The 25,791-nt window shown below is 58.1% G+C and carries 22 protein-coding genes and 1 tRNA gene; 15 read left to right on the forward strand and 8 right to left on the reverse strand.

The window, feature by feature from the left end:
* Window positions 1-37 precede the first annotated feature (37 nt).
* The 3 genes from prmC to rho are packed head-to-tail and all read right to left on the reverse strand — an operon-like array spanning window position 38 to window position 3,705.
* Window positions 38-877, reverse strand: a complete 840-nt coding sequence (gene prmC, locus BMZ01_RS05710; RefSeq protein ID WP_092285338.1) for a peptide chain release factor N(5)-glutamine methyltransferase — start codon at window positions 875-877, stop codon at window positions 38-40.
* Entirely contained in the window at window positions 877-1,950 is a 1,074-nt protein-coding gene (gene prfA / locus BMZ01_RS05715; protein ID WP_092285340.1) for a peptide chain release factor 1, read from the reverse strand. Before prfA ends, prmC begins: the two co-directional genes overlap by 1 nt.
* On the reverse strand, window positions 1,951-3,705 hold the full coding sequence (rho, locus tag BMZ01_RS05720; RefSeq protein ID WP_092285342.1) for a transcription termination factor Rho: 1,755 nt from the start codon (window positions 3,703-3,705) through the stop codon (window positions 1,951-1,953).
* Window positions 3,706-4,206: 501 nt separating this feature from the next.
* Here rho and BMZ01_RS05725 point away from each other — a divergent pair.
* The 11 genes from BMZ01_RS05725 to BMZ01_RS05770 all read left to right on the forward strand — a co-directional run bounded on the left by BMZ01_RS05725 (window position 4,207) and on the right by BMZ01_RS05770 (window position 15,484).
* Entirely contained in the window at window positions 4,207-5,949 is a 1,743-nt protein-coding gene (locus BMZ01_RS05725; RefSeq protein ID WP_092285344.1) for a long-chain fatty-acid--CoA ligase, read from the forward strand.
* 65 nt (window positions 5,950-6,014) lie between these two features.
* Complete coding sequence (moaA, locus tag BMZ01_RS05730) at window positions 6,015-7,205, forward strand: GTP 3',8-cyclase MoaA (RefSeq protein ID WP_395890530.1); 1,191 nt, start codon at window positions 6,015-6,017, stop codon at window positions 7,203-7,205.
* A 60-nt stretch (window positions 7,206-7,265) separates the two neighbouring features.
* The gene (locus BMZ01_RS05735; RefSeq protein ID WP_092285348.1) at window positions 7,266-8,579 is read left to right on the forward strand and encodes a molybdopterin molybdotransferase MoeA; all 1,314 of its coding nucleotides are present in this window, start codon (window positions 7,266-7,268) and stop codon (window positions 8,577-8,579) included.
* Window positions 8,580-8,597: 18 nt separating this feature from the next.
* Window positions 8,598-9,110 (forward strand): cyclic pyranopterin monophosphate synthase MoaC, encoded by a 513-nt coding sequence (gene moaC / locus BMZ01_RS05740; protein WP_092285350.1) that lies wholly within the window; start codon window positions 8,598-8,600, stop codon window positions 9,108-9,110.
* A 14-nt stretch (window positions 9,111-9,124) separates the two neighbouring features.
* Complete coding sequence (gene mobA / locus BMZ01_RS05745; protein ID WP_092285352.1) at window positions 9,125-9,706, forward strand: molybdenum cofactor guanylyltransferase; 582 nt, start codon at window positions 9,125-9,127, stop codon at window positions 9,704-9,706.
* 369 nt (window positions 9,707-10,075) lie between these two features.
* Window positions 10,076-10,882, forward strand: a complete 807-nt coding sequence (gene modA / locus BMZ01_RS05750; protein ID WP_092285354.1) for a molybdate ABC transporter substrate-binding protein — start codon at window positions 10,076-10,078, stop codon at window positions 10,880-10,882.
* A 113-nt stretch (window positions 10,883-10,995) separates the two neighbouring features.
* A complete protein-coding gene (locus BMZ01_RS05755) occupies window positions 10,996-12,954 on the forward strand; it encodes an ATP-binding cassette domain-containing protein (protein WP_092285356.1) in 1,959 nt (652 codons plus the stop codon).
* A 256-nt stretch (window positions 12,955-13,210) separates the two neighbouring features.
* Window positions 13,211-13,414, forward strand: a complete 204-nt coding sequence (locus BMZ01_RS11155) for a hypothetical protein (protein ID WP_177180078.1) — start codon at window positions 13,211-13,213, stop codon at window positions 13,412-13,414.
* Window positions 13,395-14,111: an Ig-like domain-containing protein gene (locus BMZ01_RS05760; protein ID WP_177180079.1), complete on the forward strand. Its 717-nt coding sequence runs from the start codon at window positions 13,395-13,397 to the stop codon at window positions 14,109-14,111. The genes BMZ01_RS11155 and BMZ01_RS05760 overlap by 20 nt, the downstream gene beginning before the upstream one ends.
* Before the next feature lie 19 nt (window positions 14,112-14,130).
* Window positions 14,131-14,268, forward strand: a complete 138-nt coding sequence (locus BMZ01_RS11160; RefSeq protein ID WP_177180080.1) for a hypothetical protein — start codon at window positions 14,131-14,133, stop codon at window positions 14,266-14,268.
* A gap of 184 nt (window positions 14,269-14,452) precedes the next feature.
* A complete protein-coding gene (locus BMZ01_RS05770; protein ID WP_092285362.1) occupies window positions 14,453-15,484 on the forward strand; it encodes an LPXTG cell wall anchor domain-containing protein in 1,032 nt (343 codons plus the stop codon).
* Between the two features lie 52 nt (window positions 15,485-15,536).
* On the opposite strand, the gene thrB is transcribed toward BMZ01_RS05770, so the two are convergent.
* The 4 genes from thrB to argS form a co-directional block, all read right to left on the reverse strand.
* Window positions 15,537-16,472, reverse strand: coding sequence for a homoserine kinase (gene thrB, locus BMZ01_RS05775; RefSeq protein ID WP_092285363.1), 936 nt, complete (start codon window positions 16,470-16,472; stop codon window positions 15,537-15,539).
* Window positions 16,469-17,794, reverse strand: a complete 1,326-nt coding sequence (locus BMZ01_RS05780; protein ID WP_092285365.1) for a homoserine dehydrogenase — start codon at window positions 17,792-17,794, stop codon at window positions 16,469-16,471. Before BMZ01_RS05780 ends, thrB begins: the two co-directional genes overlap by 4 nt.
* Before the next feature lie 124 nt (window positions 17,795-17,918).
* Window positions 17,919-19,331: a diaminopimelate decarboxylase gene (lysA, locus tag BMZ01_RS05785; RefSeq protein WP_092285367.1), complete on the reverse strand. Its 1,413-nt coding sequence runs from the start codon at window positions 19,329-19,331 to the stop codon at window positions 17,919-17,921.
* The gene (argS, locus tag BMZ01_RS05790) at window positions 19,332-20,987 is read right to left on the reverse strand and encodes an arginine--tRNA ligase (RefSeq protein ID WP_092285415.1); all 1,656 of its coding nucleotides are present in this window, start codon (window positions 20,985-20,987) and stop codon (window positions 19,332-19,334) included.
* A gap of 418 nt (window positions 20,988-21,405) precedes the next feature.
* Between argS and BMZ01_RS05795 the strand changes: the two genes are divergently transcribed.
* Genes BMZ01_RS05795 through BMZ01_RS05805 form a run of 3 tightly spaced genes read left to right on the forward strand, consistent with a single transcriptional unit; the run spans window position 21,406 to window position 24,400 of the window.
* Complete coding sequence (locus BMZ01_RS05795) at window positions 21,406-22,191, forward strand: (Fe-S)-binding protein (RefSeq protein ID WP_092285369.1); 786 nt, start codon at window positions 21,406-21,408, stop codon at window positions 22,189-22,191.
* Window positions 22,188-23,708, forward strand: a complete 1,521-nt coding sequence (locus tag BMZ01_RS05800; RefSeq protein ID WP_092285371.1) for a lactate utilization protein B — start codon at window positions 22,188-22,190, stop codon at window positions 23,706-23,708. The genes BMZ01_RS05795 and BMZ01_RS05800 overlap by 4 nt, the downstream gene beginning before the upstream one ends.
* Window positions 23,709-23,710: 2 nt before the next feature.
* On the forward strand, window positions 23,711-24,400 hold the full coding sequence (locus BMZ01_RS05805) for a LutC/YkgG family protein (RefSeq protein ID WP_092285373.1): 690 nt from the start codon (window positions 23,711-23,713) through the stop codon (window positions 24,398-24,400).
* A 45-nt stretch (window positions 24,401-24,445) separates the two neighbouring features.
* Here BMZ01_RS05805 and BMZ01_RS05810 read toward each other — a convergent pair whose 3' ends face one another.
* Complete coding sequence (locus BMZ01_RS05810) at window positions 24,446-25,219, reverse strand: hypothetical protein (RefSeq protein ID WP_092285375.1); 774 nt, start codon at window positions 25,217-25,219, stop codon at window positions 24,446-24,448.
* A 162-nt stretch (window positions 25,220-25,381) separates the two neighbouring features.
* Here BMZ01_RS05810 and BMZ01_RS05815 point away from each other — a divergent pair.
* Window positions 25,382-25,455, forward strand: a tRNA-Arg gene (locus tag BMZ01_RS05815).
* Window positions 25,456-25,791: the final 336 nt, after the last annotated feature.

The raw sequence follows: 25,791 nt of genomic DNA on the forward strand, positions 1-25,791 counted from the left end.
TTGTTCTCCTGAGGATTAGTTAGCTGGGACAACGCGCCTAGAGTTTACTCCTTGCGATAAGGAAGCGGGGCCTTCCGGTGAGATCCTTGATAGTACGGATCTGATCAAAGGTCCCGGCGGCTGCTTCCACACAGCGCTGAGCTGTGGATTCATCATGTTCCATGCCGAACCATCCGCCCGGCACCAAGAGCGTCGCGGCCAAGTCGATGATCCCGGGGATTAGCTCCATCCCATCGTCCCCGCCGAAGACTGCATGGGGTGGGTCAAAATACACTTCAGCTTCTAAATCCGGGTTTTCGGGCACATAGGGCGGATTAGACACCACCATCTCTACTTTCCCAAAGAGTTCTGCCGGGAAGGTCGCTGGATCGGTGGCATCCCCCACCAGCAGGTCCACGCGATCTTCTAGCCCGAGGGCTGCGCGGTTTTTTATGGCCCACTGTGCGGCACGGGAATCTACTTCTACTCCGGTGATATGGGTTTGTGGTGCGGCATGCGCGAGGGAAAGTGCGAGCGTTCCGGGACCGCTGCAGAGATCCACGATCTCGGATAGTTGCTTTTCTTTAATTTCGCGAAGCGCTACATCAATCAGAACTTCGGTTTCCGGGCGCGGGATAAAGGCACCGGGGCCAATCTGTAGTTCGATGCCCGCGATATGCGCGCGGCCGAGGATGTGTTGGAGGGGTTCGCGGGTGCAGCGGCGCGCCACCATCTCCTGGAAACCGGCGGGCGTGGCGGCCTGAAGGTGAAAGAAGAGTTCGGGTACGCCAATCCCCAGAAGTTCAGCGGCGATGAGCTTCGCATCAACTTCTGGGGAGGGCACTCCGGCGCGGGCGAATTGTTCGGCCGCCCAGCGCAGTGATTCTTGAAGGCGCATTACTCCGCTTCGAGGCGTGCTTCGCGTTCAGCGGTTTGCAAGGCGGTGAAAAGATCATCCAAATCGCCGCCGAGCACAGCATCCAAATTATTGGCTTTAAAGCCAATGCGGTGATCACTAATGCGGTTTTCCGGCCAATTGTAGGTACGGATGCGCTCCGAGCGATCCATGCTGCGCACCTGCGCGGCACGCCCCGCGGCGGCCTCAGCATCCGCCTTTTCACGCTCGAGTTGCTCCAACCGCGCAGCCAGCACCTGCATGGCGCGGGCGCGGTTTTGGATCTGCGAGCGTTCCTTTTGGCAGGTCACCACAATGCCGGTGGGAAGGTGCGTAATCCGCACCGCGGAGTCCGTGGTGTTCACGCCCTGACCGCCCTTACCGGAGGAGCGGTAGACATCCACGCGAAGATCCTTATCATCGATCTCCACCTCCCCTACCTCATCGGGTTCTGGGTACACCAGCACCCCGGCAGCGGAGGTTTGGATGCGGCCCTGGGATTCGGTGACGGGCACGCGCTGCACGCGGTGCACCCCGCCTTCGAATTTGAAGACGCTCCAGGCGCCATCGCGGGAGGGCTGACGCGAACGGATCGAAAGCGTCATATCCTTCACGCCACCGAGGTCAGACTCTGAAAGACCCAGGATTTCGGTAATAAAACCATGCTTTTCGGCATAGCGCTGGTACATGCGCACCAATTCACCAGCAAACAGTGCGGCTTCTTCGCCGCCGGCACCGGCTTTGACTTCCATAATGATGTCATCAGCATCATGGGGGTCGCGCGGGGCCAGCAGATCCGCGAGCTTTTCTTCTAGCTCTACCGCGAGGTTTTCCAGCCGCTTGGCTTCATCGGCGAATTCATGGTCCTCGTGAGCCATTTCGCGGGCGGCTTCGAGGTCCTCACGGGTGGCGCTGAGTTCGCGGTGCACGTTGATGATGGGCTGGAGCTCGGAGTAGCGCTTGGCGACTTTGCGGGCAGCGGTGGCATCATCATGCAGCGCGGGGTCGGCGAGCTGCTGCTCCAGGCCGTGATATTCAGCAAGAATATCGTCAACGGCGGAAACTTGATTAGCCATTTAGGAGTAATCCTCCTCATCATCAGGCATGGCCATCGGCGCGGAGCTGGCGATTTGGTAGAGGAATTCCGCGTTATTCTTGGTCTTCTTCAGCTGCTTGATCAGCAGATCAATGGCCTGCTGATTATCCAGGGCCGAAAGAATCCGGCGCAGCTTGTGCATAATGCGGACCTCTTCAGGGGCCAGCAGCAGCTCATCCTTGCGGGTACCGGAGGGATTGACATCCACGGCCGGGAAGACGCGGCGCTCAGAGATCTTGCGGTCCAGTTTCAGCTCCGCATTGCCCGTGCCCTTGAACTCTTCGAAAATAACGGTATCGCCGGCGGAACCGGTTTCCACCATGGCGGTGGCGATAATGGTCAGCGAACCACCATTTTCAATATTGCGGGCAGCACCCAAGAAACGCTTCGGCGGGTAGAGCGCGGAGGAATCCACACCACCAGAAAGGATGCGTCCCGATGCCGGGGAAGAGTTATTATAGGCGCGTCCCAGGCGGGTAATGGAGTCCAGCAGGACCACCACATCCTGGCCTTGTTCCACCAAGCGCTTGGCGCGCTCGATGGCCAACTCCGCCACTGCAGTGTGCTCGCTCGGCGGGCGGTCGAAGGTCGAAGCAATAACCTCGCCCTTGACGCTGCGCTGCATATCGGTGACTTCTTCGGGGCGTTCATCCACCAGCACCACCATGAGGTAGCACTCGGGGTTATTGGTGGCGATCGCGTTGGCAATATTTTGCAGGATCGTGGTCTTACCGGCCTTCGGCGGGGAGACGATCAGCGCACGCTGCCCCTTACCGATCGGCATGATCAGATCAATAACGCGGGTGGACAGAATCTTCGGATCGGTTTCCAGGCGCAGCCGCTGATTGGGATAGAGCGGGGTGAGCTTGGAGAACTCCGGGCGGTCGGTGGCCTCTTCGGGCTTGACCCCATTGATGGTGTCCACGCGCAGCAACTTATTGAACTTCTGGCGGTGACGACCCCCAGTGTGGTGCTGGCCTTGACCAGGTCGAGTCTGACCAGTAATGGCATCGCCGGAGCGTAACCCAAAGCGGCGTACCGTGTGGTGATCCACATAGACATCCACCGGGCCGGCATGGTAGCCGGAGGTGCGGACAAAGCCGGAACCATTTTCTTGGATATCAATAATGCCGGCGACTAGCTGCAGGTTTTCTTCGCTTAAGTCCTGCTCATGGTAGTCATCGCGGCTGCGGCGATCATTACGATTATGGCGGCGCCCACGGCGATCATTACGGTCATTGCGGAAACGCTCATTGCGGGCCGGGCGCTCATGGCGCTCATTTCGGTCGTTTCGCTCATTTCGGCGGCCGCGGTCCTCGCGGTGCTCTGGGGCTTCCTGGGTTTCCGCAGGTGCATCCTGGGATTCTTGGGCGGCGCGGGCCTGTTGTTCTTGGCGCTTGCGCTCCTGGCGGGCGCGATTCCGGCGGGCCCGGCGCGCTGCCGAGCGCGACTCATAGCGGGCATCGGCCTCGGAAGTATCTTCTTCCTTTGGTTCAGCCTTCTTCGGTTCAGCCTTTGGTTCAGCCTTTGGCTCAGCCTTCTTCGGCTCAGCCTTCTTCGCCGCCGCACCGCGGGTGGAGGGCACTTGCCCGGTTTGGATGGCGTTAATTAATTCCCCCTTACGGAGGGTAGAAATCCCTCGTAGCCCCATCCCAGCGGCCATTTGGCGCAGCTCAGGCAACCTCAATTTACTGAGGTCCTGATGACCGGTTGCGGCGTTATTCGTGTCGCTCACAGATGTCCTTTCATTAACTGTGGTTGCGCATCATTTACTTGTGCACGCGAGGGGGAAGTGCCCGGAGTGTGACTTGTGGGTCGATGCTCACCACACGCGTCAAGCTAACTTTCCACACCTCAGAAGAATTTTGTGCGCAAAAAACCGCGCCACTGAGTGCAGAGATGTGAAAAGAGATATGCCCGAATTCCTGTGTCGGTGATCTAGGACGACCATCAATTCGGTCGCGCTAGAGAAGAGCTAACAATCATGTCATCGCCCAAAAAGGCGGCACAGTGATCGCCATCGAGTCGCCCGAATCTTAACATTCGGTGATCGCGTAATAGTGTACCGCAGTACGAGCTAAGTTTGAATACTTGGGGTGCTTTCCGAGATCAACTTTCCAAGCCCCCAACGTTTCTGCAGCTCACAAGGGGTGCAGCAGATGCCGCGCCGAGAATACTTCACCCGGCGCGAGTAGCTAGAAAAGAAAACCCCGTCACTTACTATAGGGTTAAAAGCATGCTCTCCACCATGCAGGATCTACCCCTTTCCATCTCCCGGATCCTAAACTACGGCTCCACGGTGCATGCCAACACCACCATCACCACCTGGAGCCCGGAGGGACTAGGCAGCTTCGAGGGGCTTCACCGCACCACCTTCGCGGAGATCGGCGCACGCGCCGCCGCCCTAGCCCATGCCCTTCATAATGATCTGGGTATTAGCCGTGGCGATCGCGTGGGGACCTTCCTTTATAACTGCGCCGAACACATGGAAGTGCTTTTCGCCACCGCCTGCTCCGGCGCTATTTTCAACCCTCTCAACCGCCGGCTCATGGATGATCAAATCCGGCACATTATTAACCACGCCGAAGATCAGGTCATCATCGCGGATCGCCGCTCCGCCGAGCAGCTTGGCCGCATTATTAGCCAAGGTGAAGGCTGCCCGAAATTACGCGCCCTTATCTTCATCGGCCTCAATGATCTTTCCCAGGTCCGTAAATTTCTGCCCGAACATATTGACCTCTATTCCTATGAGGCCCTATTAGATGGTCAAGACACCGTCTATGAGTGGCCGGTGATGCCCGAAAACACCCCGGCCGCGATCTGTTATTCCACTGGCACCTCCGGGGCACCCAAAGGCGTGGTGTACTCCCACCGCTCCATTTACCTTTATTCCATGGGGCTGCGCACCAAAGACTCGCTCGCAGTCGCCCACGGCGAAACCTTCTTGTGCTGCGTACCCATCTACCACGTACTCAGCTGGGGTGTTCCCATTGCCGCCTTCATGTCCGGTACCCCCTTGGTCTTCCCCGGTGAAGATCTATCCGCCCCGCAATTAGCGCAGCTCATTAAGCTCACGCACCCTCGGGTCGCCCATGGTGTGCCCACCATCTGGATCCAGCTGATGGTGCATTATCTCCAAAACCCCCCAGAGCGCATGAGCCTCACCGAAATTTTTGTAGGCGGCTCCCCCGCCCCACCGATTCTCATCCGCATGTGGGAAGAACGCTATGGCGTGGATGTGGTGCACGTCTGGGGTATGACCGAAACCTCCGCCATCGGTACCGTCTCCCGCCCACCCACCGGTGCATCCGGTGAGGCACGCTGGGATTATCGCATCTCCCAGGGACGCTTCCCCGCTTCCGTAGAATACCGCGTCGTCAATGATGGCAAAGTGGTATCCCGCACCGACCGCAACCAAGGCGAAATCCAGGTCCGCGGCAATTGGGTGACCGGCAGCTACTACCACTCCCCCGAAGAAGAAGCCCATGGTGCTGCCGCCACCTTCCGCGGCGAGCCAGTAGATGACGCCGAAGAGCTCTTCACCGAGGATGGTTGGCTACGAACCGGGGACGTTGGTTCGGTCACCAATGATGGCTTCTTAACAGTCCACGACCGCGCACGCGATGTAATTCGCTCTGGCGGTGAATGGATCTACTCCGTGCTCCTAGAAAACCTCATTATGGACGCCCCGGAAGTAGTCGAGGCAGCCGTGATTGGCTACCCAGATGACAGCTGGGGTGAACGCCCACTCTCGGTCACCGTGCTGCGCGAAGGCGTTGAACCCAGCCGCGAAACCGCCGAAGAGCTGCGCAATCACCTGCGAGCCAACCTACCTAGCTGGATGCTTCCAGAGTATTGGACCTTCGTGAAAGCCATCGATAAAACCTCGGTCGGAAAATTCGATAAGAAAGACCTCCGCAAGCACCTACGTGCCGGAGAATACGAGGTCATCGCATTGCGCGGACCCGGAAAGCGCTAAATCGTTATCAAGTTAGTTGATAGTACCTTGGTTTTCCGGTGTCGGATCCCTACCATGTACTAGCAATGACGATTCTTTTGCCCCTCCGGCCGGTCCACCGAAACGCCCCGACACCCGATAAGGGTGATGCGGGTACTTCGGCGTGCTCGCCTAATAAAGCCCCAGCCAAGGTGCTCATTAGCGAAGATATTGTCCCGCCGAATATGCCCCCAGCCGACGCCCAGGGCAAGCGACAACTCATTGATCGCTTCGGTCGCGTGGCCCGTGATCTTCGGGTGAGCCTGACTGACCGCTGCAACTTACGCTGCACCTATTGCATGCCGGCCGAAGGTTTAGAGTGGCTCCCCCGCGAAGACACCCTCAACGACGAAGAGGTCTGCCGCCTCATCAACCTCGCCGTCACCAAAATGGGTATCCGCCAGGTGCGCTTCACCGGTGGTGAACCACTGCTGCGCAAAGGCCTAGAAGATATCCTGCGCTACACCAAAACACTGCGCACCGATGAAGGCATTGCCCCCGGCACCGCGCTGACCACCAATGCCCTAGGCCTGCACCGCCGCGCCCAAGTTCTTAAAGGAGCCGGCCTGGATCGCGTCAATATTTCGCTCGACACCATCGACCCACAGCTTTATGCACAGCTAACCCGCCGTGACCGTTTAGGTGATGTGCTCAAAGGCATTAAGGCCGCGGCGGAAGCCGGCCTTCATCCGGTGAAAGTCAATGCCGTAATTATGCCCGGGTTCAATGACTCCGGCATCGTCGAATTAGCCACTTGGTGTTTGACCCATAAGGTTCAGCTGCGCTTTATTGAACAGATGCCGCTAGGCCCCCGCGATAAATGGGATCGCAGCAAGATGGTCACCGCCGATGACATCCTCGCCGAACTCCACACCGAGTTCCACATGAGCCCAGCTATCGCCCCGCGTGGCTCCGCCCCAGCAGCTTTGTGGGACACCGAAGGTATCAGCGGCGGCAAAGCCGAAGGGCTTTCCGGACAAATTGGGGTCATCGCTTCAGTGACGCACCCCTTCTGCGGAGACTGCGACCGCACTCGCCTCACCACCGATGGTGCTATCCGCAACTGCCTCTTCTCTCGTAGCGAAACCAACCTGCGTGATCTCATGCGTGCTGGCGCTAGCGATGATGAGGTGATGGAGGCCTGGGCTGGTGCCATGTGGGCGAAGAATGCTGGCCACGGTATCGATGATCCGCATTTCTTGCAGCCAGATCGCCCCATGTCCGCCATTGGCGGCTAAAAGAGGTTATTGCTCACCTTTAAAGTATTGTGCACCTAAAGAGCGGTAGACTCCCCTGCAATGCCTAAATACCTAGAAAATACTGAAACTCCCCTGCTTTTAGAGGATCATTTACGTTCCATCTTAGGGCAATGCAGCGCACCAGCACCGCTTCATCTGCCCATCCAAGACGCCGCAACTCGCGGATTAATCTTGGCTGAAGATGTTCATGCGAAGCTCAATGTACCGCCCTTCCCTAACTCAGCGGTTGATGGTTATTTATGCCGCCGCGCAGATCTCAGCGAACTGCCCTGTTCTTTAGTCGTTGATGGTGATATCCCGGCCGGCGCCTACCTCAACGAAGCTTCAGAACCCAGCGCACCGGCGCCCGCAGCAGGACATGCCTACCGCATTATGACCGGCGCCCCGGCGCCTGCGAACCCAGCTGAGTTCTGCGTCATCCCAGTTGAGCACACTGATCAACCCCGCGGCCCACAACCGCTTCCCAAGCAGGTAGAGATCCGCGCTTTTGACCCCGAGCGCCCCCATATTCGCGCCACCGGTGATGACACCAAGGTTGGCACGCTCTTATGCGAAAAGGGCTCACGACTTGATTCCGGCGCTCTAGCCGCACTGATCTCCACCGGTGTTAATGAAGTGGCGGTGTATCCACGCCCACGCGTCGCCGTGGTGTCCTCTGGTGATGAGCTGGTTGCCCCAGGAGTATCACCCAAGCCCGGGCAGTTACCAGATTCCAATGGTCCGATGGTGGCCGCCATCGTCGCCGATCATGCCCGCAGCATCGAGGTCCTTCATGTGGCCGATAGCCCCGAGGACCTACGTGATCTCCTCGATGAATTAGTACAACGCGTTGATTTGATCATCACCACCGGCGGAGTATCTGCTGGTGCTTATGATGTGGTCCGTATGGTGGGTTCTACCGCCGATATCCGCTTCTACCCGGTTGCCATGCAACCAGGAAAACCCCAAGGTGCCGGACGGTGGCGGGGACCTGATAGCGCCGCGGAAGCACAATTACTATGCTTGCCCGGCAACCCGGTAGCCGCATTTTGCTCCGCGTATCTATTCGCCGTACCCGCTCTCGAAGCACTCTCGGGAGCCAACCCAAGTACCGAGCCCTATGTTGCTGGTACCGTCCCCGCCATTGCAGACGCTCCCATCCCCGCTCCACGAGAAGGATGGGCACGAGTGGTTCCGCTGCATGTCACCGTCGGTAATCAGCTTTTAGTAAGCCCCTTTGCCCCAGGTGGGCGCGGTTCACATCGGGTCGCCAGCTTATCTGGAGTTGGTGCTTTAGCGGTCTTAGCAAGTGGTTCTTCGCAGGTAGAAGCAGGCGATATCATCCCGGTTCGACTCTTGCGCTTACCTCAATAGAAATTCTAGAAAGAAGTTATGCCTCACTCCCCTCGTTTTACGCACCTCAATGAAGCCGGCAGCGCCTACATGGTGGATGTCACCGCCAAGAACCCCACCGTTCGTAATGCCACCGCGATTGGTGAAGTGGCCTGCTCCCCGGAGATCCTCGATGCCCTCAAGGAAGGGCGCGTACCCAAGGGCGATGTATTAGCAGTCGCCCGTATTGCAGGTATCTCTGCTGCAAAAAAGGTTCCGGATCTCCTTCCCCTGGCCCACACCATTGGGGTGCACGGCTGCGCTGTCGAGGTGGAGATTAAAGATGACCACGTGGCTTTAGAGGCTACTGTTCGTACCGCCGATCGTACCGGCGTGGAGATGGAAGCACTCACCGCCGTCACCGTTGCCGCCCTAGCCATCGTGGACATGGTTAAGGGAGTCGACCGCACGGCTTATCTACGTCGCTGCGGGATTATCGCTAAATCCGGCGGGCGCAGTGGAGATTGGTCCCGGGAACTCCCGGAACTTAAAGAAATTCTCACAGACGAATAAGCCTGGTAATACCGATGGATGTCATTATCGTTGCCGGCGGTGAAGGACGCCGCATGGGCGGGGTTGATAAAGCCAGCCTAAAACTCAACGGCATGCGTTTTATTGACCATCTACTACACGATCTCGCCAGTATTACTCATAAAAGTGTAATTGTGGTAACTCCACGAAAAGATCTTGAGCTTGGCGAGAATGTGCTGCGTTGCTCCGAAGAACCCCCGCTCGGCGGCCCGGTTGCCGGTATCGACGCGGCAATGAAACTGTGTTCCGCGGACTATGTGGCAATCATTGCGGTGGATGCCCCATATTCAGCGCGAGCGCTAGCGCCGCTAACCGAAAAGCTTCTCCAGAACCCGCAGGCTTCTGCTGCCGCGATCGACTCCGAAGGCTTCCTCCAACCGCTTTGTGCGGTGTGGAAGCGTGTTGATTTACTCCAGGCGATTCGCTCCGTCGCCGCAGCCGCCGGTGGGAGCGTTCGCGATCAATCTGTGCGCGCGGTGCTGCGCAGCGCGCCGGGAGAGGTACTCCCGGTACCAGCCATGGGCGTGGAGCAGGACGTCGATACTCCGGCAGATTTGGACGCTATTCAGCGTCCATAGAGATGATCTTTGTTGTGGGATATGCCGCTTTCCCCCCTGCTCAGCGTCTTGCGCTAGCTGGCTTGGCTTTAAAGCTTTAGTGTTACGAATCTTGCTAAAGTTGCTTGATTAATCGACGGGTCTCATGCGAAATCGCCGATTCTCAGCCACGCCACAAATGTACACCCGTACTAAAGCCGCTAATAGTACATGCCAGTTTTAACCTCCAAGAGTGTTCGCCAACACATTTTGTACGTGTTCTGTCACAACTTTTTAATCTCTTGCGGCAGCAAAGAATACAAATACTAGCTAGGCTCGAAATAGTTCATTCGCGAGAATGGCTCACCTTTATTTGTACTATCTTAATGGGAAAGGAATCTTCCCCACACCATGAACGCAAAGCGTTTCACCGTACTTCTTGGCTGCGCTGCCCTCAGCTTTGGCATGATCGCCTGCAGCCCTTCCACCTCGACGACTGACTCGACTGCCGCTTCGGATGCAGCTGCCTCGAAGGACCAATCTGAGGCAGTAGAACTGACCGTTCTCGGTGCCGCATCAACCCGCGTCCTCAATGATGAGCTTTCTGCCCAGGCCGCGAAGCTTGATCAGCCACTGGAATTGCAATACGTCAATGCCGGATCCTCGACCCTGGTTCAGCAACTGGCTGATGGTAGCCCCGGAGATCTGCTGATCACCGCTGACCAACGCAATATGGATCGCGCTGTGGAACAGGGATCCGTTAAGGAACCGGTGGTTGTGGCCACCAACTCCCTAGTGATGGTGGTTCCGAAGGGTAATCCGGCTGGTATCAAGGGCTTGGATGAGTCTTTGGATAACGCCAAGCTGGTGCTCTGCGATGAGCAGGTTCCTTGCGGCACCGTGTCGAAGAAGCTGCAGGACAAGAATGGCGTGCAGCTTAAGCCCGTGTCCCTAGAGCACTCGGTTTCTGATGTGCTGGGCAAGGTTGTCAGCGGTGAAGCGGATGCAGGCTGGGTCTACCGCACCGATGCCGCCGCTGCTGGCGACAAGGTCGAGGTCATTGACATCCCCGGCGCTGAAGAAGAGCCGAACTCCTTGGTTGCAGCGGTTACCGCCAACACCCCGCATCCGGATGAAGCAGAAGCTCTGCTGAAGCTGCTGCGTTCTGATTCCATGCGAACCGAATGGGAGAAGCGCGGCTTCACCCCCGCTAACTAAGTACATCTTGAGGCAGTGTTTCCCGAGTTCAAGGCACGGGAAACGCTGCCTTTCGCTTAGGCTAAGCCCCACCACTCCTTTTAATGAGCAATAGAAAACAGCAGAAACACATTATGAGCAAGCCATTTCGCCGGGTCACCACTGGAGTACCCACCACCATTATTCTGGTGAGCCTCATTGCCTTAACCGTCATTATTGGCCCACTTATTGCCCTGGCTATCCGCGTGCCCTGGGATAGATTCACCGAGGTGCTAAGCCAAGACGCCACCAAGGATCTGCTCATTATTTCCCTGAGCTCAGCTGCTTGGGCGACAGTGTGCACCCTATTACTAGGCGTTCCTTTAGCTGCCTGGTTGAGCAGCCTGCAACGTGGCGGCGAGTTCGTGCGCCTCTTCGTCCTGCTGCCGCTTGCCATGCCACCGGTGGTGGCTGGTTTGGCTTTGAGTGCGGCTATTGGCAACCGTGGCCTGACTGCCCCACTGCTGGAGGCCTTAGGTTTGCGCTTCGCCTTTGCTTTCCCAGGTGTGGTTGTGTCGCATATTTTTATTGCGCTGCCGTTTGTTGTGGTCTCGGTGGATTCGGCACTTCGTCAGATCGATGAAGAAGTGAAAGCTTCGGCCAGCGGTGTCGGCATGAGCAACCGCGCAATCTTATGGAAGATCACCATACCTGCGATTGCTTCAGCAATTGCCACTGGCGCTGGTTTAGCTTTCGCACGTTCCCTTGGTGAGTTTGGCACCACTTTGACCTTTGCTGGGTCACTGCCCGGAGTTACCCGGACGATGCCGCTAGGTATTTATCTTGAACGCGAGATTGATCCGGACCGCGCTTATGTCCTGGCTGCCATGCTTATTATTTTGGCCTTCATTGTCCTGGCCGTGGCATCACTGCCAATTTTGCTCCGTCGTCGGCCACGGGAGGCGGCACGCAGCGTTGGAGATTTCGATGCGGAGAGGTTGCGCGAACTTAGTGCTCCTCAAAGCGGCGCGCTGGATGTGCGGGTGCGTTTCGGTGAAAGTAGCGAAGACACCTACTTTCCGGCAGGCACAACTACCGCGATTGTCGGTCCTAATGGTGCCGGCAAAACGACTCTGAGCAGCATGATCGCTGGGCGATTGCGCGGCATGAACGTGAAAATCGGGGATCGGGTAGTTGATGGAGAAGGCACTTATATCCCAGCGCGGGATCGCGGCGTGGTGTTATTGACCCAAAAACCCGGACTACCGCGCACCACTACGGCGCTTGGTGCGGTCACTATGGCTACCCGGGATAAAGATCTCAGCGCGAAGCTTTTGGAAGCCGCTGGCCTAAAAGACCTTGCTGATGTGCCGGTGACAGATCTTTCTGGCGGACAGGCCGCACAGGTTGCGCTAGTGCGTGCACTAGGAGCCCGGCCTAGTGTGTTGATTTTAGATGAGCCACTCGCGGCAATCGATGTTGCCTCCGCGTCACGTTGGCGGCGCCTACTTCGCGCTGCCAGTGGGGAGCGCACGATCATTTTGGTGACCCACGACATCATCGATGTTGCTGGGCTATCAAACCAGCTGGTGGTAGTTGAAGCTGGCCGTACGGTTACCCAAGGCCCTACCGATGAACTTCTACAGCGACCTCCGACAAGTTTCCTCGCGCAGCTTGCCGGCGTGAACCGGCTCGCCGGAAAAGTGAGCGGAATAGACGATGGTCTAGTCACTTTGAATGTGGGGACACACCACCTGGATGGTTTTATGGCCGAGGATCTTCCGGCAGGAGCACTGTCCAAGGGTGGTCCCGCTCTTGCGGTGTTCGATCACCATGATGTGACTCTGCGTATACCTACGAGCACATCAACAAACGAGAGCTACCGAGTTTCAGCGCGCAATATTCTCCCAGCCCAGATTCTAGATATTGATGGCAGCGGACAGGTCGGTCATAGCCTGATTACCTTGGAGCTAGAAGGTGGCGAGTTGATCCGAGTGCCCTTAACCCATAGGTCCGCTGTTGATATGCGCTTAGAACCAGCAATGACTGTCGAATGCCTCATTAAGGCAACCAATATCGCCATCTATCCTCAGCACCAGGCTGCCCTGAAATAGCTCAATGGGATTACCTTAAATCCATTTCAGGGGTGGCAAACAGTCGTGTGAGATTTTTCATAGCATCATAAGGTGCAGCTAAATTGCGCGAGAAAAGCCTCTTTACATGCAGTTTCATTAAGGAGTAACGAATCAACCCCTCCGCTCCACACTTGTTGCCCCTATCTACCAACTAGATTGCCTCGTGGGGACAACTCGAACTGTTGCGATTTATCTTGCTCTATTTCGTTCCGAAAAGAATGAAGGTGTGTACTTCTTGAAATCGGATCGTCTCATTGCGTTGTGCGCCAGCGTAGGCCTGACCTTGGACCTAGTTCCGGCAGTGGCATATGCGGTGTCGGACCCCGTTCTCTGCGCTATCGCTCCGGCCGAAAATATTTCGGCTTTCTCGATTCCTGAAGGCTATCCAGTTCATGCGGGTTGGCGACCACAGCATCCCAATGGAATCAAGCCCCATTGAAACGCAGCAAGGGGATCCAAGCGACCCAGAAGTTCCCCTCCAGTTTGAAGCGGGCGTACCCATCGTTGAGTTATTCATTCCGTACGTTTATGACGGAAACTTCAACCCGGTTCCGGAAACCTGGAAAGTGCCCACAGTCCTGGGCGACGTAGAAGAGGGTCAAATCACGCGACGAGCCCCAGAGGACTATCCGGAGGCATTCACCACCCACGGCCCCCGAGGCACCACCTGTACAGCTGACACTGTGGCGCCTAAGCCCGAGCACAACCGCGAATTGCACATGCGCACTGAAGTCGAGGATGTGATCTTCACTGAACCTGCGCCTGTCCACCTAACTACCACCGTTGGTGTAGCCCCCTCCCTGCCGGATGAAGTGCTGGTTGTGTGCGATAACGGATCCTCCAAGATGGCCCCGGTGACCTGGGACACGCTGAAGCCAGAAGCCTACGAAGCACCAACCTCAGAGGGAGAACCTCTTGTCCTCAAGGGTGCAGTTAACGGTGTGAATAATCGCGCTACCGCCTATATCACCATCTCCGAGAAAGCTGACCCGACTCCCACCCCAACTCCGGGTGTTGGTTCCGCGATCCTGCCGGGTCTGGATGCCCTTGCGCTATTGCATTCTGCGGTCACCGGTAGCTCTCGGCCCCGCAGCCCTGAACGCCGATGTGAAGGCCGATCAGGCTGCGAATGCTGACACCGCATCTACCAAGGGTGTGGCACCGCAGCAGGAAGCTAAGCGCACCGCCGTGCCGGCGAATACCGGTGCGGAAAGCAATCAGGTCCTTGCCGCCGCCTTGCTCAGCATCGTCGGTGTTAACGTCTTCGCGTTTGCTACTCGCCGGCGTGCATAAGCACTAATAGCGCTCCATAGTTAAGGCCCGAGGAAACCCTCGGGCCTTAATTTTTGTTTGCCTAGGCAGTTAATCCGTTTTCAACCTAATAAAAACGAGATGACCAGCGCGTTTTTAATTGTGTCAACCATTATTGTCGGTTAACATCTATAAGTAAGTGCCTCCTAAGAGAAAGGTATCCCCTATGAAGTTCTTGTTGAAGAAAGCAGCCGCAAGTGTTGCGGCTGCTGGATTGGCACTCGGTGGCGCTCCCCATGCTCTCGCCCAAGAACCGGTCACTGCGGTGGGCATCCTGTCGCAACCCGATATCGCGCAACCGCAGGTTGCACCCTTCTGCGGCTTGGGAATCTCCCTCGGGATGCCACCAGCTCCGACTAGTCTCGACTTCAAGATGAGCGATGGCAGTGTGCAGAATCTCGCAGTCAACGTTGAAGCTCACGTGTGGGACAATTTCCCGACCCACTTAGTTGGTTCGGAGGCCTATGGCGAGGATGTCGCCGCTTCTCCGCGCGTGACCATCACTGAACCCGGACATGCCTCTGAAGGCGATGTTTTCAGGCTGGATCTGCGCCTCTACCGGGCCATCGCCTATGACCAAGAGGAATTGAAGAAGGTTGTGCCGGTGGGCACCTCGGTCGACACGATTAAGGCCTTGCTGGCAGAAAAGCCAGAGGCCACGATCTACTACGGCAAGCAGCACGCAGAAAATGAGTGCTACGAGCAAGATGCGATCGGCCCGAAGGCCCAAAAGATCATTTGGGATGAGACGGCTATCGACGAGGAGGTACTCGCCAAGGGTGGTACTTTCACGGTTCCCGGACGGGTGATTACTACCTATGGTGACGGTACTCATTCTGTGGAATACCCGCTACCGGGTGAGGCATATTATGGCTTCGCCGCTGAGTATGAGTTTGTGGTCGAAGAACCTACTCCGGATTCTGCCGGTCTAGGCTCTGTGATCCTTCCGGGCCTGATCCTTGGTAGCGCTGCTTTGGGTAGTAGCGGTAGCTCTGATGCCTCAGCTCAAGCGCCCGCCCCAGCCGAAGACCCAGCAGTAGACCCGGAAGCAGATCCGGCCGTGAAGCCTCAGCCGGCTCCGCGTACCGGCAAGCTGGCCAATACCGGTGCTGAAAATAACCAGGTCTTGGCAGTAGCAGCTCTGCTGACCATCGCCGGTGCAGGTGTCTTTGCTTATGCGACCCGTCGCCGCGCATAAACATTCGGCATAAAGAATTTAAGGCCCCCCTTGGGGCCTTAAATTCTTTGCTTTAGTGGCTGCTGGCGCCGGCTTCGACTTTCACTGGCCCAGCGATGGGCAATTCCATTACCTGCAGCCCAGCATCGCGGGCTTCTTGAAGGATGGATTCTTCAATCGCCTCGGTGGACAGCACCAGGCAGGTGGGGCCAGCCCCGGAGAGGAAAGCGGCATAACCGCGGTTACGCAAGCGGTTAACCCACTCGGCGGTAACCGGCAGCACATCGGCGCGATAAGGCTGATGCAAGCGATCGCGGGTGCCTTCCCAAAGCAGTTCTGGGTGCTGTTGGAGGGCAACGGTCATCACGGCGGTACGCGACACATTAAAGCGGGCGTCCTCGTGGGTGACGTGGCTAGGAAGCACGCGACGCACTGCCCGCGTGGAAGCGTGGAAGCTCGGCACAATAGCGGTAGCGCGGATGCTTTCATGCACCGGTACGGTCACGGCCTTGTAGCTGGGCTGACTGCGGTCATCAACCGGAACTTCCGTCCAGGAGACCACTGCTGAGCCCATCACGCTGGCTGCGGCATTATCCGGGTGCCCTTCAAAAGCACTAGCTAGCTGCACCACCTGTTCGGTGGTCAGCGGTGATCCGGCAAGACCATTGGCTGCTGCTACCCCAGCCACTGCGGCAGCTGCGGAGGAACCCAGCCCACGAGATTGCGGGATGGAGTTATGGCACACCACTTTTAGGCCCGGCGCGCTGACATCAGCGGCGAGGAGGCCGGAGCGAATCGCTTTGACAACTAGGTGCGAGCCATCGCGAGGAAGTTCATCTTCGCCTTCCCCGATGACCTCCACGACCAGGCCCTTGTCGATGACTTCTACTTCAACAATGTCGTAGAGCCCGAGGGCTAGTCCGAGGCAGTCGAAGCCAGGGCCGAGGTTAGCGGTACTGGCGGGAACAGTGACGGTAACGGCGGTGCCGACCTTTAGTTCGGTGCTCATACGTCTTCGTTCTCCAGGCGGATGACGCTGGTGACCTTCTTAACGGCATCGCACTTGCGCAGTTGCTCCACGGTGGCAGCGAGGTTCTTTTCTCGTGCGGTGTGGGTAACCACGATCAGGCGGGCGTTGTCACCGGACTTTTCCTGGCGAACTGCGCGCATGGAAATATTATTTTCGGCGAAGATCTTGGCCAGATCCGCGAGCACACCAGTGCGGTCGCAGACCTGCATGTCGATGTGGTAGCGGGTAAGCACCTGCCCGAAGTCAGCGACCGGGAGGTTGGCGTAGGTGGAGTCCCCTGGTGCGCGGCCACCATGAACCTTGTTGCGGGCAGCACCGACGATATCGCCGAGCACAGCGGAAGCAGTGGGTGCGCCACCAGCGCCATTGCCGTAGAACATGAGCGATCCGGCGGCTTCGGCTTCTACGAAGATGGCGTTATAGGACTTGCTGACGCTGGCTAGCGGGTGTTCACGGGGAACCAGTGCGGGGTGCACGCGGGCGGAAACATAGTCGCGGCCGTCTTCGCCTTGAAGTTTTTCGCAGATGGCCAGCAGTTTGATGGCGTAGCCGGCGGTGCGGGCAGCCTTAATATCATCCGCGGTGATCTTGGAGATGCCTTCGCAGTAGACATCGTCGTACTTCACGCGGGTATGGAAGCCCAGGGAAGCGAGGATGGCGGCCTTGGAAGCGGCGTCGTGGCCTTCCACGTCCGCAGTAGGGTCAGCTTCGGCGTAGCCCAGTTCCATGGCTTCCGCGAGCATTTCTTCATAGTCGGCACCAGTGGTGTCCATGGCGTCGAGAATGTAGTTGGTGGTGCCGTTGACGATGCCAGCAATGGACTGGATTTGGTCACCGGCAAGGGAACGGCGCAGCATGCCGACCACGGGGATGGCGGCGGCAACAGCGGCTTCGAAGTAGAGGTCTACGCCGGCTTCATCAGCGGCGGCGGAGAGCTCATCGGCATGCGCAGCAACAAGTGCCTTGTTGGCGGTAACCACGGACTTGCCGGCGCGCAGTGCGGCGAGCACGAGTTCGCGGGGGTAATCAATACCGCCGATGACCTCAACGACGATTTCCACATCATCGCGGTTGATCAGGCTCATGGCATCTTCGGTGAGCAGCGCGGGGTCCACACCTTCGCGGGGGCGGGAGGCATCAGATACGGCGACGCCTTTGATTTCGATGCCACCACCGATGCGGTGTGCGAGGGCATCTGCTTGGACGCCGATGAGTCGAAGCACTTCGCTGCCGACGGTACCGAGTCCCAAAATGGCGATACCTACGGTGCGGTTTGCGGTGGTGCTTGGTGTCTGGCTCATGGTGCTCCTGCAAGGGTTTTGAATGTGAAGGCCTATTAACTATACAGGCGTGGCATGCGGGGGCCGCCTGCTACCCGCCAGCAGTACTGCCGCCCTGGTGCCCCCGATCTCGAATAAAGCCCTCTTAGTCAGCTTCGAGAGCGAAGAGATCTTCCAGGGTTTCGCGCCGCAACATGAGGCGAGTTTGGCCACCGCGGACGCTGACGACCGCGGGGCGGGTGGCGGCGTTATAACGACTTGACATGGAATAACAGTAGGCGCCGGTGGCGGCGAGGGTGAGCAGATCGCCGACCGCAATATCGTCGGGGTACTCGGCGTCACGGACGAGGATATCGCCGGATTCGCAGTGCGAACCGACCACGCGGGTGTCCACGGGAGTGCCCTCGGTGAAACGATTGACAATGCGGCCATCGTAGAGCGCGTTATAGAGCGCGGGGCGAATATTATCCGACATTCCGCCGTCCACGGCGAGGTAGCGGCGGGAGCGGCCTTCGCCGACGGTGACATCTTTGACGGTGCCGACCTCGTAGACAGTGACGGTACCGGGGCCGGCAATGGCGCGGCCGGGTTCCACCAGCACCGAGGGGGCGGGGATCCCGAGTTCATTGGCGGCGCGCTCCACGGCGCTGAGCAGGTCCTGGGCTACCGCATCCACATTAAGGGCTCGTTCTTGTTCGACATAGGCGATGCCATAGCCGCCGCCGAGATCGAGTTCCGGGAGCTGCACGCCGAGCTCGCGGTGCACGCGGGCGTAGAGACTAAGAACGCGCTCCGCGGCGAGGGAGAAGCCGTGGGCGTCGAAAACCTGGGAGCCGACGTGGCAGTGCAGGCCCACCAGCTGCAGGTTTTCAGCAGCAATGGCGCTGGTAACGGCCTTAAAAGCGGAACCGGAGGCAAGCGAGAAACCGAATTTTTGGTCCTCGTGGCTGGTGGCGATGAACTCGTGGGTGTGCGCCTCCACTCCAGGTTTCACGCGCACCATCACCGCTTGGGTGCAGCCTTCTTCCCCGGCGATGCGGTTGAGTGCTTCGAGTTCCTGGTGGGAATCGAGCACCACATGCCCTACCCTGCTGCGAACGCAGGTGCGGAGGAACAATTCGGTTTTATTATTGCCGTGCACGGTGATGCGCTCTGCGGGGAAATCTGCGGCGAGGGTGATGCGCAGCTCATTTAAGGAGGCGACATCCATGGCGAGGCCTTCTTCATCTACCCAGCGCGCAATGGTGCGGGTGAGGAAAGCTTTGGAGGCATAGTGCACATGGTGTGCACCGCCGAAGGCACGGGCCATATCGCGGCAGCGGGTGCGGAAGTCATCCTCGTCGACCACGAAGACGGGGGTGCCATATTCTTCGGCGATCTCCGGGAGTGGGACTCCGGCGATGGTGACTACCCCGTCTTCTTCGCGCTTGGCGTTGCGGGGCCAGACATGCGTGGGCAGATCGTTGAAGTCCGCGGTGGAGGCATCGATCGCTGGCCAGCCAGAGGCTGCGATATCGGCGACGGTGTTATCAGCGGCATGGGCTGCGGGAGGGCGCATTTACATCCGTTCCGGGGCGTGAACGCCAAGCAGCCCAAGCGCGTTGGCGAGGGTTTGGCGGGTGGCAGTGGCAAGGGCCAGGCGGGCGCTATGCAGCGCGGTGGTGTCCTCACCCTGTTTGGGCAGAATCTGGCAGGAATCGTAGAAGCGGTGGAAAGTACCGGCAAGCCCCTCGGCGTAGCGGGCCACGCGGTGAGGTTCGCGCAAGGTGGCGGCGGCTTTCACCACGGCGGGGAACTCGCCGAGGGTGCGGATGAGATCACCTTCGCGGTCATGGGTAAGCAGCGCGAGGTCAGCATTCTCGATGCTCACCCCGAACTCGGCTGCCTTGCGGGCGATGGAGCACAGGCGCGCGTGACCGTATTGCACGTAGTAGACCGGGTTATCGCTGGATTGGCTGGCCCACAGACCGAGATCAATATCCAGGGAGGAATCCGCGGAGGAGCGGATCAGCGCGTAGCGGGCGCCATCGACCCCAATAGCTTCTACTAAGTCATCAAGGGTGATGATGGTGCCGGCACGCTTGGACATGCGCACGGCTTGGCCATCACGGACCAGGTTGACCATTTGACCGATGAGGACTTCCACGGCTTCGGGGTCGTAACCCAGCGCTGCGGCGGCGGCTTTGAGGCGGGCGATATAGCCGTGGTGATCCGCACCCAGCATGTAGATGCAGAGGTCATGGCCGCGTTCAAATTTATCCACCAGGTAGGCGATGTCCCCAGCGATATAGGCGGCGTGGCCATCGGACTTGATGACGACACGGTCCTTATCATCCCCGAAGTTGGTGGACTTCAGCCACCAGGCGCCATCGGCTTCATAGAGGTTGCCATTGTTTTTGAGGGTGTCCACAGCGCGCTCCACGGCTCCGGATTCAAAGAGGGAATTCTCGTGGAAGTAGACATCGAAGTCGGTGCCGAATTCGTGGAGGGATTCCTTAATATGCGTGAACATGAGGTCCACGCCGATGCGGCGGAAGGTCTCGCGGATCTCTGCTTCATCGCTCAGCTCAAGGACCTGCGGTTCGCGTTCGAGCACCTTGGTGGCGATGTCCTGAATATAGGCGCCACCATAGCCATCTTCAGGGGTGGGCTGCTTGCGGGCCGCGGCTAGTAGGGAGTTGACGAAGCGGTCGATCTGGGTGCCGTGATCATTGAAATAGTATTCGCGGGTAACCGCAGCGCCACTGAATTTAAGGATGCGGCCTAGGGCATCGCCCACGGCTGCCCAGCGGGTACCACCGAGGTGAATAGGCCCGGTGGGGTTGGCGGAGACGAACTCAAGGTTGATGCGTTTGCCGACATATTCTTTGTTGGCGCCATAGCATTCGGCTTGGTCCAAAATATTGGAGACAATGCCGCCTTGGGCGGCAGCGGCGAGCCGGATATTAAGGAAGCCGGGGCCGGCGACCTCGGCAGAATCAATAGCTTCATCCGCACCCAAGGCTTCAGCTAGCCAAGTGGCTAATTCACGGGGGTTGGTGCCCACCTTTTTAGCTACCTGGAGGGCAAGGTTGGTTGCATAGTCGCCATGCTCGGGGTTGCGGGGTCGTTCCACCACTACCGTTTCTGGGAGGACGCTGCTGTCGAGGTCGTGTTGGGATAAAACGGTGGCGGCGGTGCCACGGATGAGCGTTGCGAGATCTGCGGGGGTCATGGGCAGGGATTCTAATACACCGGCGTTGGGGACCAAGCGGGCGGATAAGGCTGCGTGATGCCACCGACTCTTCGCTACTAAAAGCGGCACTGCTCACACCAGCACCCTCGATACCCCCGCTTGGGGGCCATTCTTTAGGTTACCCTTGGGAGACTGCGGTCTGACCACACGCGGACCTTAGTGTCGACGGTCACCTAAGGTCAGCGCCGGATAAGCCCCTCATCAACCCCTATAACCCTGATTTAAGACACATGGTTATGTCTTTAAAAACGCAGGTAGGGCACCCTAAGTCCAGTTCAAAAAAGCAGGGCCTAGGCGTAAGGTAAGGGGCATATGAAAGCTGGCTGTGTGACTCACCCCAGGACACCCCCGCGGGATAACACAGCGGCTCCAGCCCCCGATCATTCAGGAGAACCTCGTGCGCGTTGCACTCTTTTCCACCTGCATCGGCGACGCACTCTTCCCCGACGCCCATAAAGCAAGCGCCTTGATTCTTTCGCGCCTTGGCTACGAGGTCGTCTACCCCGAGGGACAGACATGCTGCGGCCAGATGCACATCAATACCGGCTACCAAGAAGAGGCCGTGCCGATTATCCGCGCTTATGCGGATGCATTTGCGGACCCTTCCATTGATTATGTGGTTGCCCCATCTGGTTCCTGCACTGGCGCGGTCCGCGAACAGCATGAGCGCATTGCGCGACGCTATGGCAATGCCGCTTTAGTTGATGGCGCTGCACGCGCGGCGAATAAGACCTATGATCTTTCGGAGTTCCTGGTTGATATCGCCCAGGTCACCGATCTTGGTGCTTTCTTCCCGCACCGCGTGACCTATCACTCCTCCTGCCACTCGCTGCGCTTCATCAAGCTCGGCGATCGCCCCTATGAGTTGCTGCGCAATGTTGAGGGCCTGGACTTGGTGGATCTCCCACATGCTGAAGAGTGCTGTGGTTTCGGTGGCACCTTCTCGGTGAAGAACGCTGAGGTTTCCGCTGCGATGGTGGCTGACAAGGTGCGCCATGTGAAGGAAACCGGTGCGGAGTATGTCACCGCGGGGGATTCTTCTTGCTTAATGAATATTGCTGGTGCCATGTCGCGTCAACACAATGGCATCCGCGCTATCCACATTGCTGAGATTCTGGCGTCCACCAAGGAACACCCGTGGACTCCCACCTCGGCTGCTTATTCTCGTGAGGTCATGCTGTGAGCATCCGCTTAAACACCCCGACCATGCCCCCTCGTGCCCCGCACGAACCCGGCCACCTGCGTGGTGAGATCGGCTTCGTTAAGGCCGCCCACAAGGACCTCTATAACGCCACCCAAAGGCGTAATCTCCAAAACGCCACCACCACCATTCGCGAAAAGCGCGCCCATGTTGTCGATGAAGTCGATGACTGGCAAGCACTCCGCGAAGCCGGTTCCGGCATTAAGCGTGATGTTGCTGCCCGTATGCCGGAATTGTTGGAGCAGTTTGAAGCCGCAGTGACCGCCCGTGGCGGCCATGTGCACTGGGCCCGGGATTCCAAGGAAGCCGGCGAGATTGTCACCCGCTTGGTTCAAGAAACCGGGGAGACCAACGTCGTCAAAATTAAGTCCATGGCGACCCAGGAGATTGCGCTTAATGAGCAGCTCCGCGATGCCGGGATTTCCGCGCGGGAAACGGACCTTGCTGAGCTGATTGTGCAGCTCGGCCATGACCGCCCTTCCCATATTCTGGTGCCGGCGATTCACCGCAATCGTGCTGAGATTCGCGATATTTTCGTCGCGGAGATGCCTTCTACGGATGATTCTTTATCCACCGAGCCCGCGGAATTAGCGGAAGCTTCGCGCCTCTTCTTACGCGAGCAATTCATGCGCGCGAAGTGCGCCATTTCGGGCGCTAACTTCGGTGTCGCAGAAACTGGCACCGTGGCCATTGTGGAATCTGAAGGTAATGGCCGTATGTGCCTGACCCTTCCGGAAACCTTGATCTCGGTGATGGGTATTGAAAAGCTTCTGCCCAGCTTCCAGGATCTGGAGGTGTTCTTGCAGCTGCTACCGCGTTCTTCCACCGGCGAGCGCATGAACCCCTATACCTCCTTGTGGTCTGGTGTCACCGAACATGATGGCCCCCAGAATTTCCATATTGTGCTGCTGGATAATGGCCGTACCGCTGTACTATCCAGCGAAATTGGCCGCGAAGCCTTGAAGTGCATTCGTTGCTCAGCCTGCCTGAATGTCTGCCCGGTCTATGAGCGCGCTGGTGGTCACGCCTATGGCTCCACCTACCCCGGCCCCATTGGTGCCATCCTCTCCCCGCAGCTCACCGGCATGGATTCGGCTTCGGACCCGAATGCTTCCCTGCCCTATGCCTCTAGTTTGTGTGGGCGTTGCGATGAGGTCTGCCCGGTGAAAATCCCGATCACCGACGTGCTTTTGGAAATGCGCCACCAAAAGGTCAAGCACCATAAGCCCAAGATCGAAGGTGCGCTGCTGGATTCCGCTGGCCTGCTGATGGGCAAGCCGAAGCTGTGGAATGCAGTGATGCGCATGGTTGCCCTGGGCCGCGTGCTTGGCGGTTTCAATGGCAAGATCACGCACCTGCCCAGCTTCCTTGCTGGTTGGACTGATGTCCGCGATACCGCTGTCCCGCCGAAGAAGAGTTTCCGCCAGTGGTTCGACAGCGAAGAGGCCCAAGAGCTCCTCGCTCAGGCCCGTAAAGAAGGGCTGCGTAAGGACAAATGACAATGAAACAGAATTTCCCGAAGGTGAAAACCGCTAATACTGCGGCTTCCCCGGATAATGCGGCTGCGAAGAAAGAAATCCTCAAGCGCGTCCGCAATGCCCAGAAGCTGGCCAAGATCGACACCAGCGGCTACCCGGTTATTCGCGAATACAACCGCGAAGATCCGCAGCATAGCGTTGAGGAATTGCGTGAGATCCTCATTGACCGCCTGGTCGACTACAAGGCCGATGTGAAGGAAACTTCCGAGGCTGATCTCGCCAAAACCATTGCCGAGATCTTGCACCAGCGCGAATGCCGCACAGTGCGTTATGCCGAGGGCCTCGATGCCGCGTTATTTGCGGAGTTCAATGGTGAGGCCACCCCGGATGATCGTCTTTCCAATCCTCGTGACTTGAACTCGGTTGACGCGGTGGTCACTGATTCCGTGGTCTCCTCCGCGCAGACCGGCACTATTTGCCTGCAGGCAATCCCCAGCAATGGGCGCCGCGCGCTGACCCTGGTCCCGGACCGCCACGTCTGTATCGTGCGTCCCGACACGGTGGTCTATGGTGTCCCGGCCATGATCTCTCGGCTGGATCCCTACACCCCCACCACCATGGTGTCCGGTCCCTCCGCCACCTCCGATATCGAGCTCAGCCGCGTCGAAGGTGTGCACGGTCCCCGCGACCTCATCGTCATCATCGTGCACTAAGCAGATCCAAAGCCCACAGCCGTATGCTGTGGGCTTTGCTGCGCCTTAGGCACCTAGTTGTTTTAAAAACGCACCGCGGTCATCGACGTAGAACTCCACCTTCTTGATCATCGGTGTGCCGAGCACCATATCGTCGATGCGGACCTCCTCTTTAAATTCGACCACGGTATTTACCTGGCTGAGCACCGGGATGCGCAGTGTGTCCTCCTTTAAGGCCACCGAGCCGCCCTCCCCTGGCATGCAGCGTCCCGCGTGCGCAATATTTTCTGCCGTCGTATGGATTCGGCAGCGCACGCCGCTATTGATATCCACGATGTTGGCGCGAATGCGGTGTGGGTTGGTGCTCAAAGAGCGGTAGAACCCGATAAATACCAACATTGCATAGACGCTCAGGATCAAAATGACCCAGCGCAGCCACACAATCGGCACCAACATATGCACCAGGACTGCTTCCACGATGGATAAGAACCCGAAGATCCACACCACCGGGGTCAGCGGCGAATGCGCCCCGAAGTAGTCATCCCCCTTGGGTCGCCGGCGCAGGAGCGAATGCATATAGGCAATCTCGGTTCCCCAGATCCTTAGCGCTACCCTCGGAACCCCCAATTCCGTGGATGTCTCGCGCACCGCCTGCGCCCAGCTGCTGGCACGGGCCTTGCTGATCAGCAGAAACGCCATGATTGCAATGGCTACAGCCAGCGGGATCAATGCCACCAGGCCGAGCAGCCGAGGTAGCTCCGGGTTTGTGCTGACCAGCACCACGAAGGTGATTTCGCCGATGATCGTCAACGCAACCAACGCGCGGATCAAGAACCTCATATGCACAACACTTTTGCTAGGGAAGCTTTTTGCTGGCACCAAGATAGCAAAGTTCGACGACCTGTGTCGTTATTGCACAGCGCGGTGGTGGTGGTAGACTACCCAGCGTTGCCTAGGCAGCAAGTGAGTCCCTTTTGGGCCCCGCTTTCTCTTAGGGAATGCGTCTCCGTAGCTCAGTGGATTAGAGCATTGGTTTCCGGTACCAAAGGTCGCAGGTTCGAATCCTGTCGGGGACACTTTTTTATGCCTTGGATTGGACTCTTGTCAGTTTCTCAATCTGTGAGGCTCGGGGATCCCCTTATCTGCCAGTCCCTTGCGAGTCTCTCCTGATCTTCACGGTATTTGCTCTCATTGAGGCCAGCTCCACGCTGAAGCCTTCCCCAAGTCTGCTCACCGGCACGCGCAGGAACTTGTGTACCCATTGCAGGCTGGGGTGTTGTACTGCCTGGTGTAGTCGGCTTAGTTTTTGGCAGCGTGAATCACCGTGCCTGTGGGTGTTGGCACGGTGGTTTTTGTGTTGGGGGTTAGAAGGGTGGGGGTTGGTTGGGGTTGTTGGTGTGGTTGGTGAGTTT

The sequence above is a fragment of the Corynebacterium spheniscorum genome, assembly GCF_900113445.1.
Taxonomy (GTDB): Bacteria; Actinomycetota; Actinomycetes; order Mycobacteriales; family Mycobacteriaceae; genus Corynebacterium; species Corynebacterium spheniscorum.

Coding starts and splice junctions, on each gene's coding strand:
- thrB (WP_092285363.1), bottom strand. CDS start 16,472: ATGAGCACCGAACTAAAGGTCGGCACCGCCGTTACCGTCACTGTTCCC.
- BMZ01_RS05760 (WP_177180079.1), top strand. CDS start 13,395: ATGGAATCAAGCCCCATTGAAACGCAGCAAGGGGATCCAAGCGACCCA.
- BMZ01_RS05725 (WP_092285344.1), top strand. CDS start 4,207: ATGCTCTCCACCATGCAGGATCTACCCCTTTCCATCTCCCGGATCCTA.
- prmC (WP_092285338.1), bottom strand. CDS start 877: ATGCGCCTTCAAGAATCACTGCGCTGGGCGGCCGAACAATTCGCCCGC.
- BMZ01_RS05810 (WP_092285375.1), bottom strand. CDS start 25,219: ATGAGGTTCTTGATCCGCGCGTTGGTTGCGTTGACGATCATCGGCGAA.
- BMZ01_RS05805 (WP_092285373.1), top strand. CDS start 23,711: ATGAAACAGAATTTCCCGAAGGTGAAAACCGCTAATACTGCGGCTTCC.
- moaA (WP_395890530.1), top strand. CDS start 6,015: ATGACGATTCTTTTGCCCCTCCGGCCGGTCCACCGAAACGCCCCGACA.
- BMZ01_RS05780 (WP_092285365.1), bottom strand. CDS start 17,794: ATGAGCCAGACACCAAGCACCACCGCAAACCGCACCGTAGGTATCGCC.
- argS (WP_092285415.1), bottom strand. CDS start 20,987: ATGACCCCCGCAGATCTCGCAACGCTCATCCGTGGCACCGCCGCCACC.
- moaC (WP_092285350.1), top strand. CDS start 8,598: ATGCCTCACTCCCCTCGTTTTACGCACCTCAATGAAGCCGGCAGCGCC.
- mobA (WP_092285352.1), top strand. CDS start 9,125: ATGGATGTCATTATCGTTGCCGGCGGTGAAGGACGCCGCATGGGCGGG.
- BMZ01_RS05735 (WP_092285348.1), top strand. CDS start 7,266: ATGCCTAAATACCTAGAAAATACTGAAACTCCCCTGCTTTTAGAGGAT.
- BMZ01_RS05755 (WP_092285356.1), top strand. CDS start 10,996: ATGAGCAAGCCATTTCGCCGGGTCACCACTGGAGTACCCACCACCATT.
- prfA (WP_092285340.1), bottom strand. CDS start 1,950: ATGGCTAATCAAGTTTCCGCCGTTGACGATATTCTTGCTGAATATCAC.
- BMZ01_RS05770 (WP_092285362.1), top strand. CDS start 14,453: ATGAAGTTCTTGTTGAAGAAAGCAGCCGCAAGTGTTGCGGCTGCTGGA.
- lysA (WP_092285367.1), bottom strand. CDS start 19,331: ATGCGCCCTCCCGCAGCCCATGCCGCTGATAACACCGTCGCCGATATC.
- modA (WP_092285354.1), top strand. CDS start 10,076: ATGAACGCAAAGCGTTTCACCGTACTTCTTGGCTGCGCTGCCCTCAGC.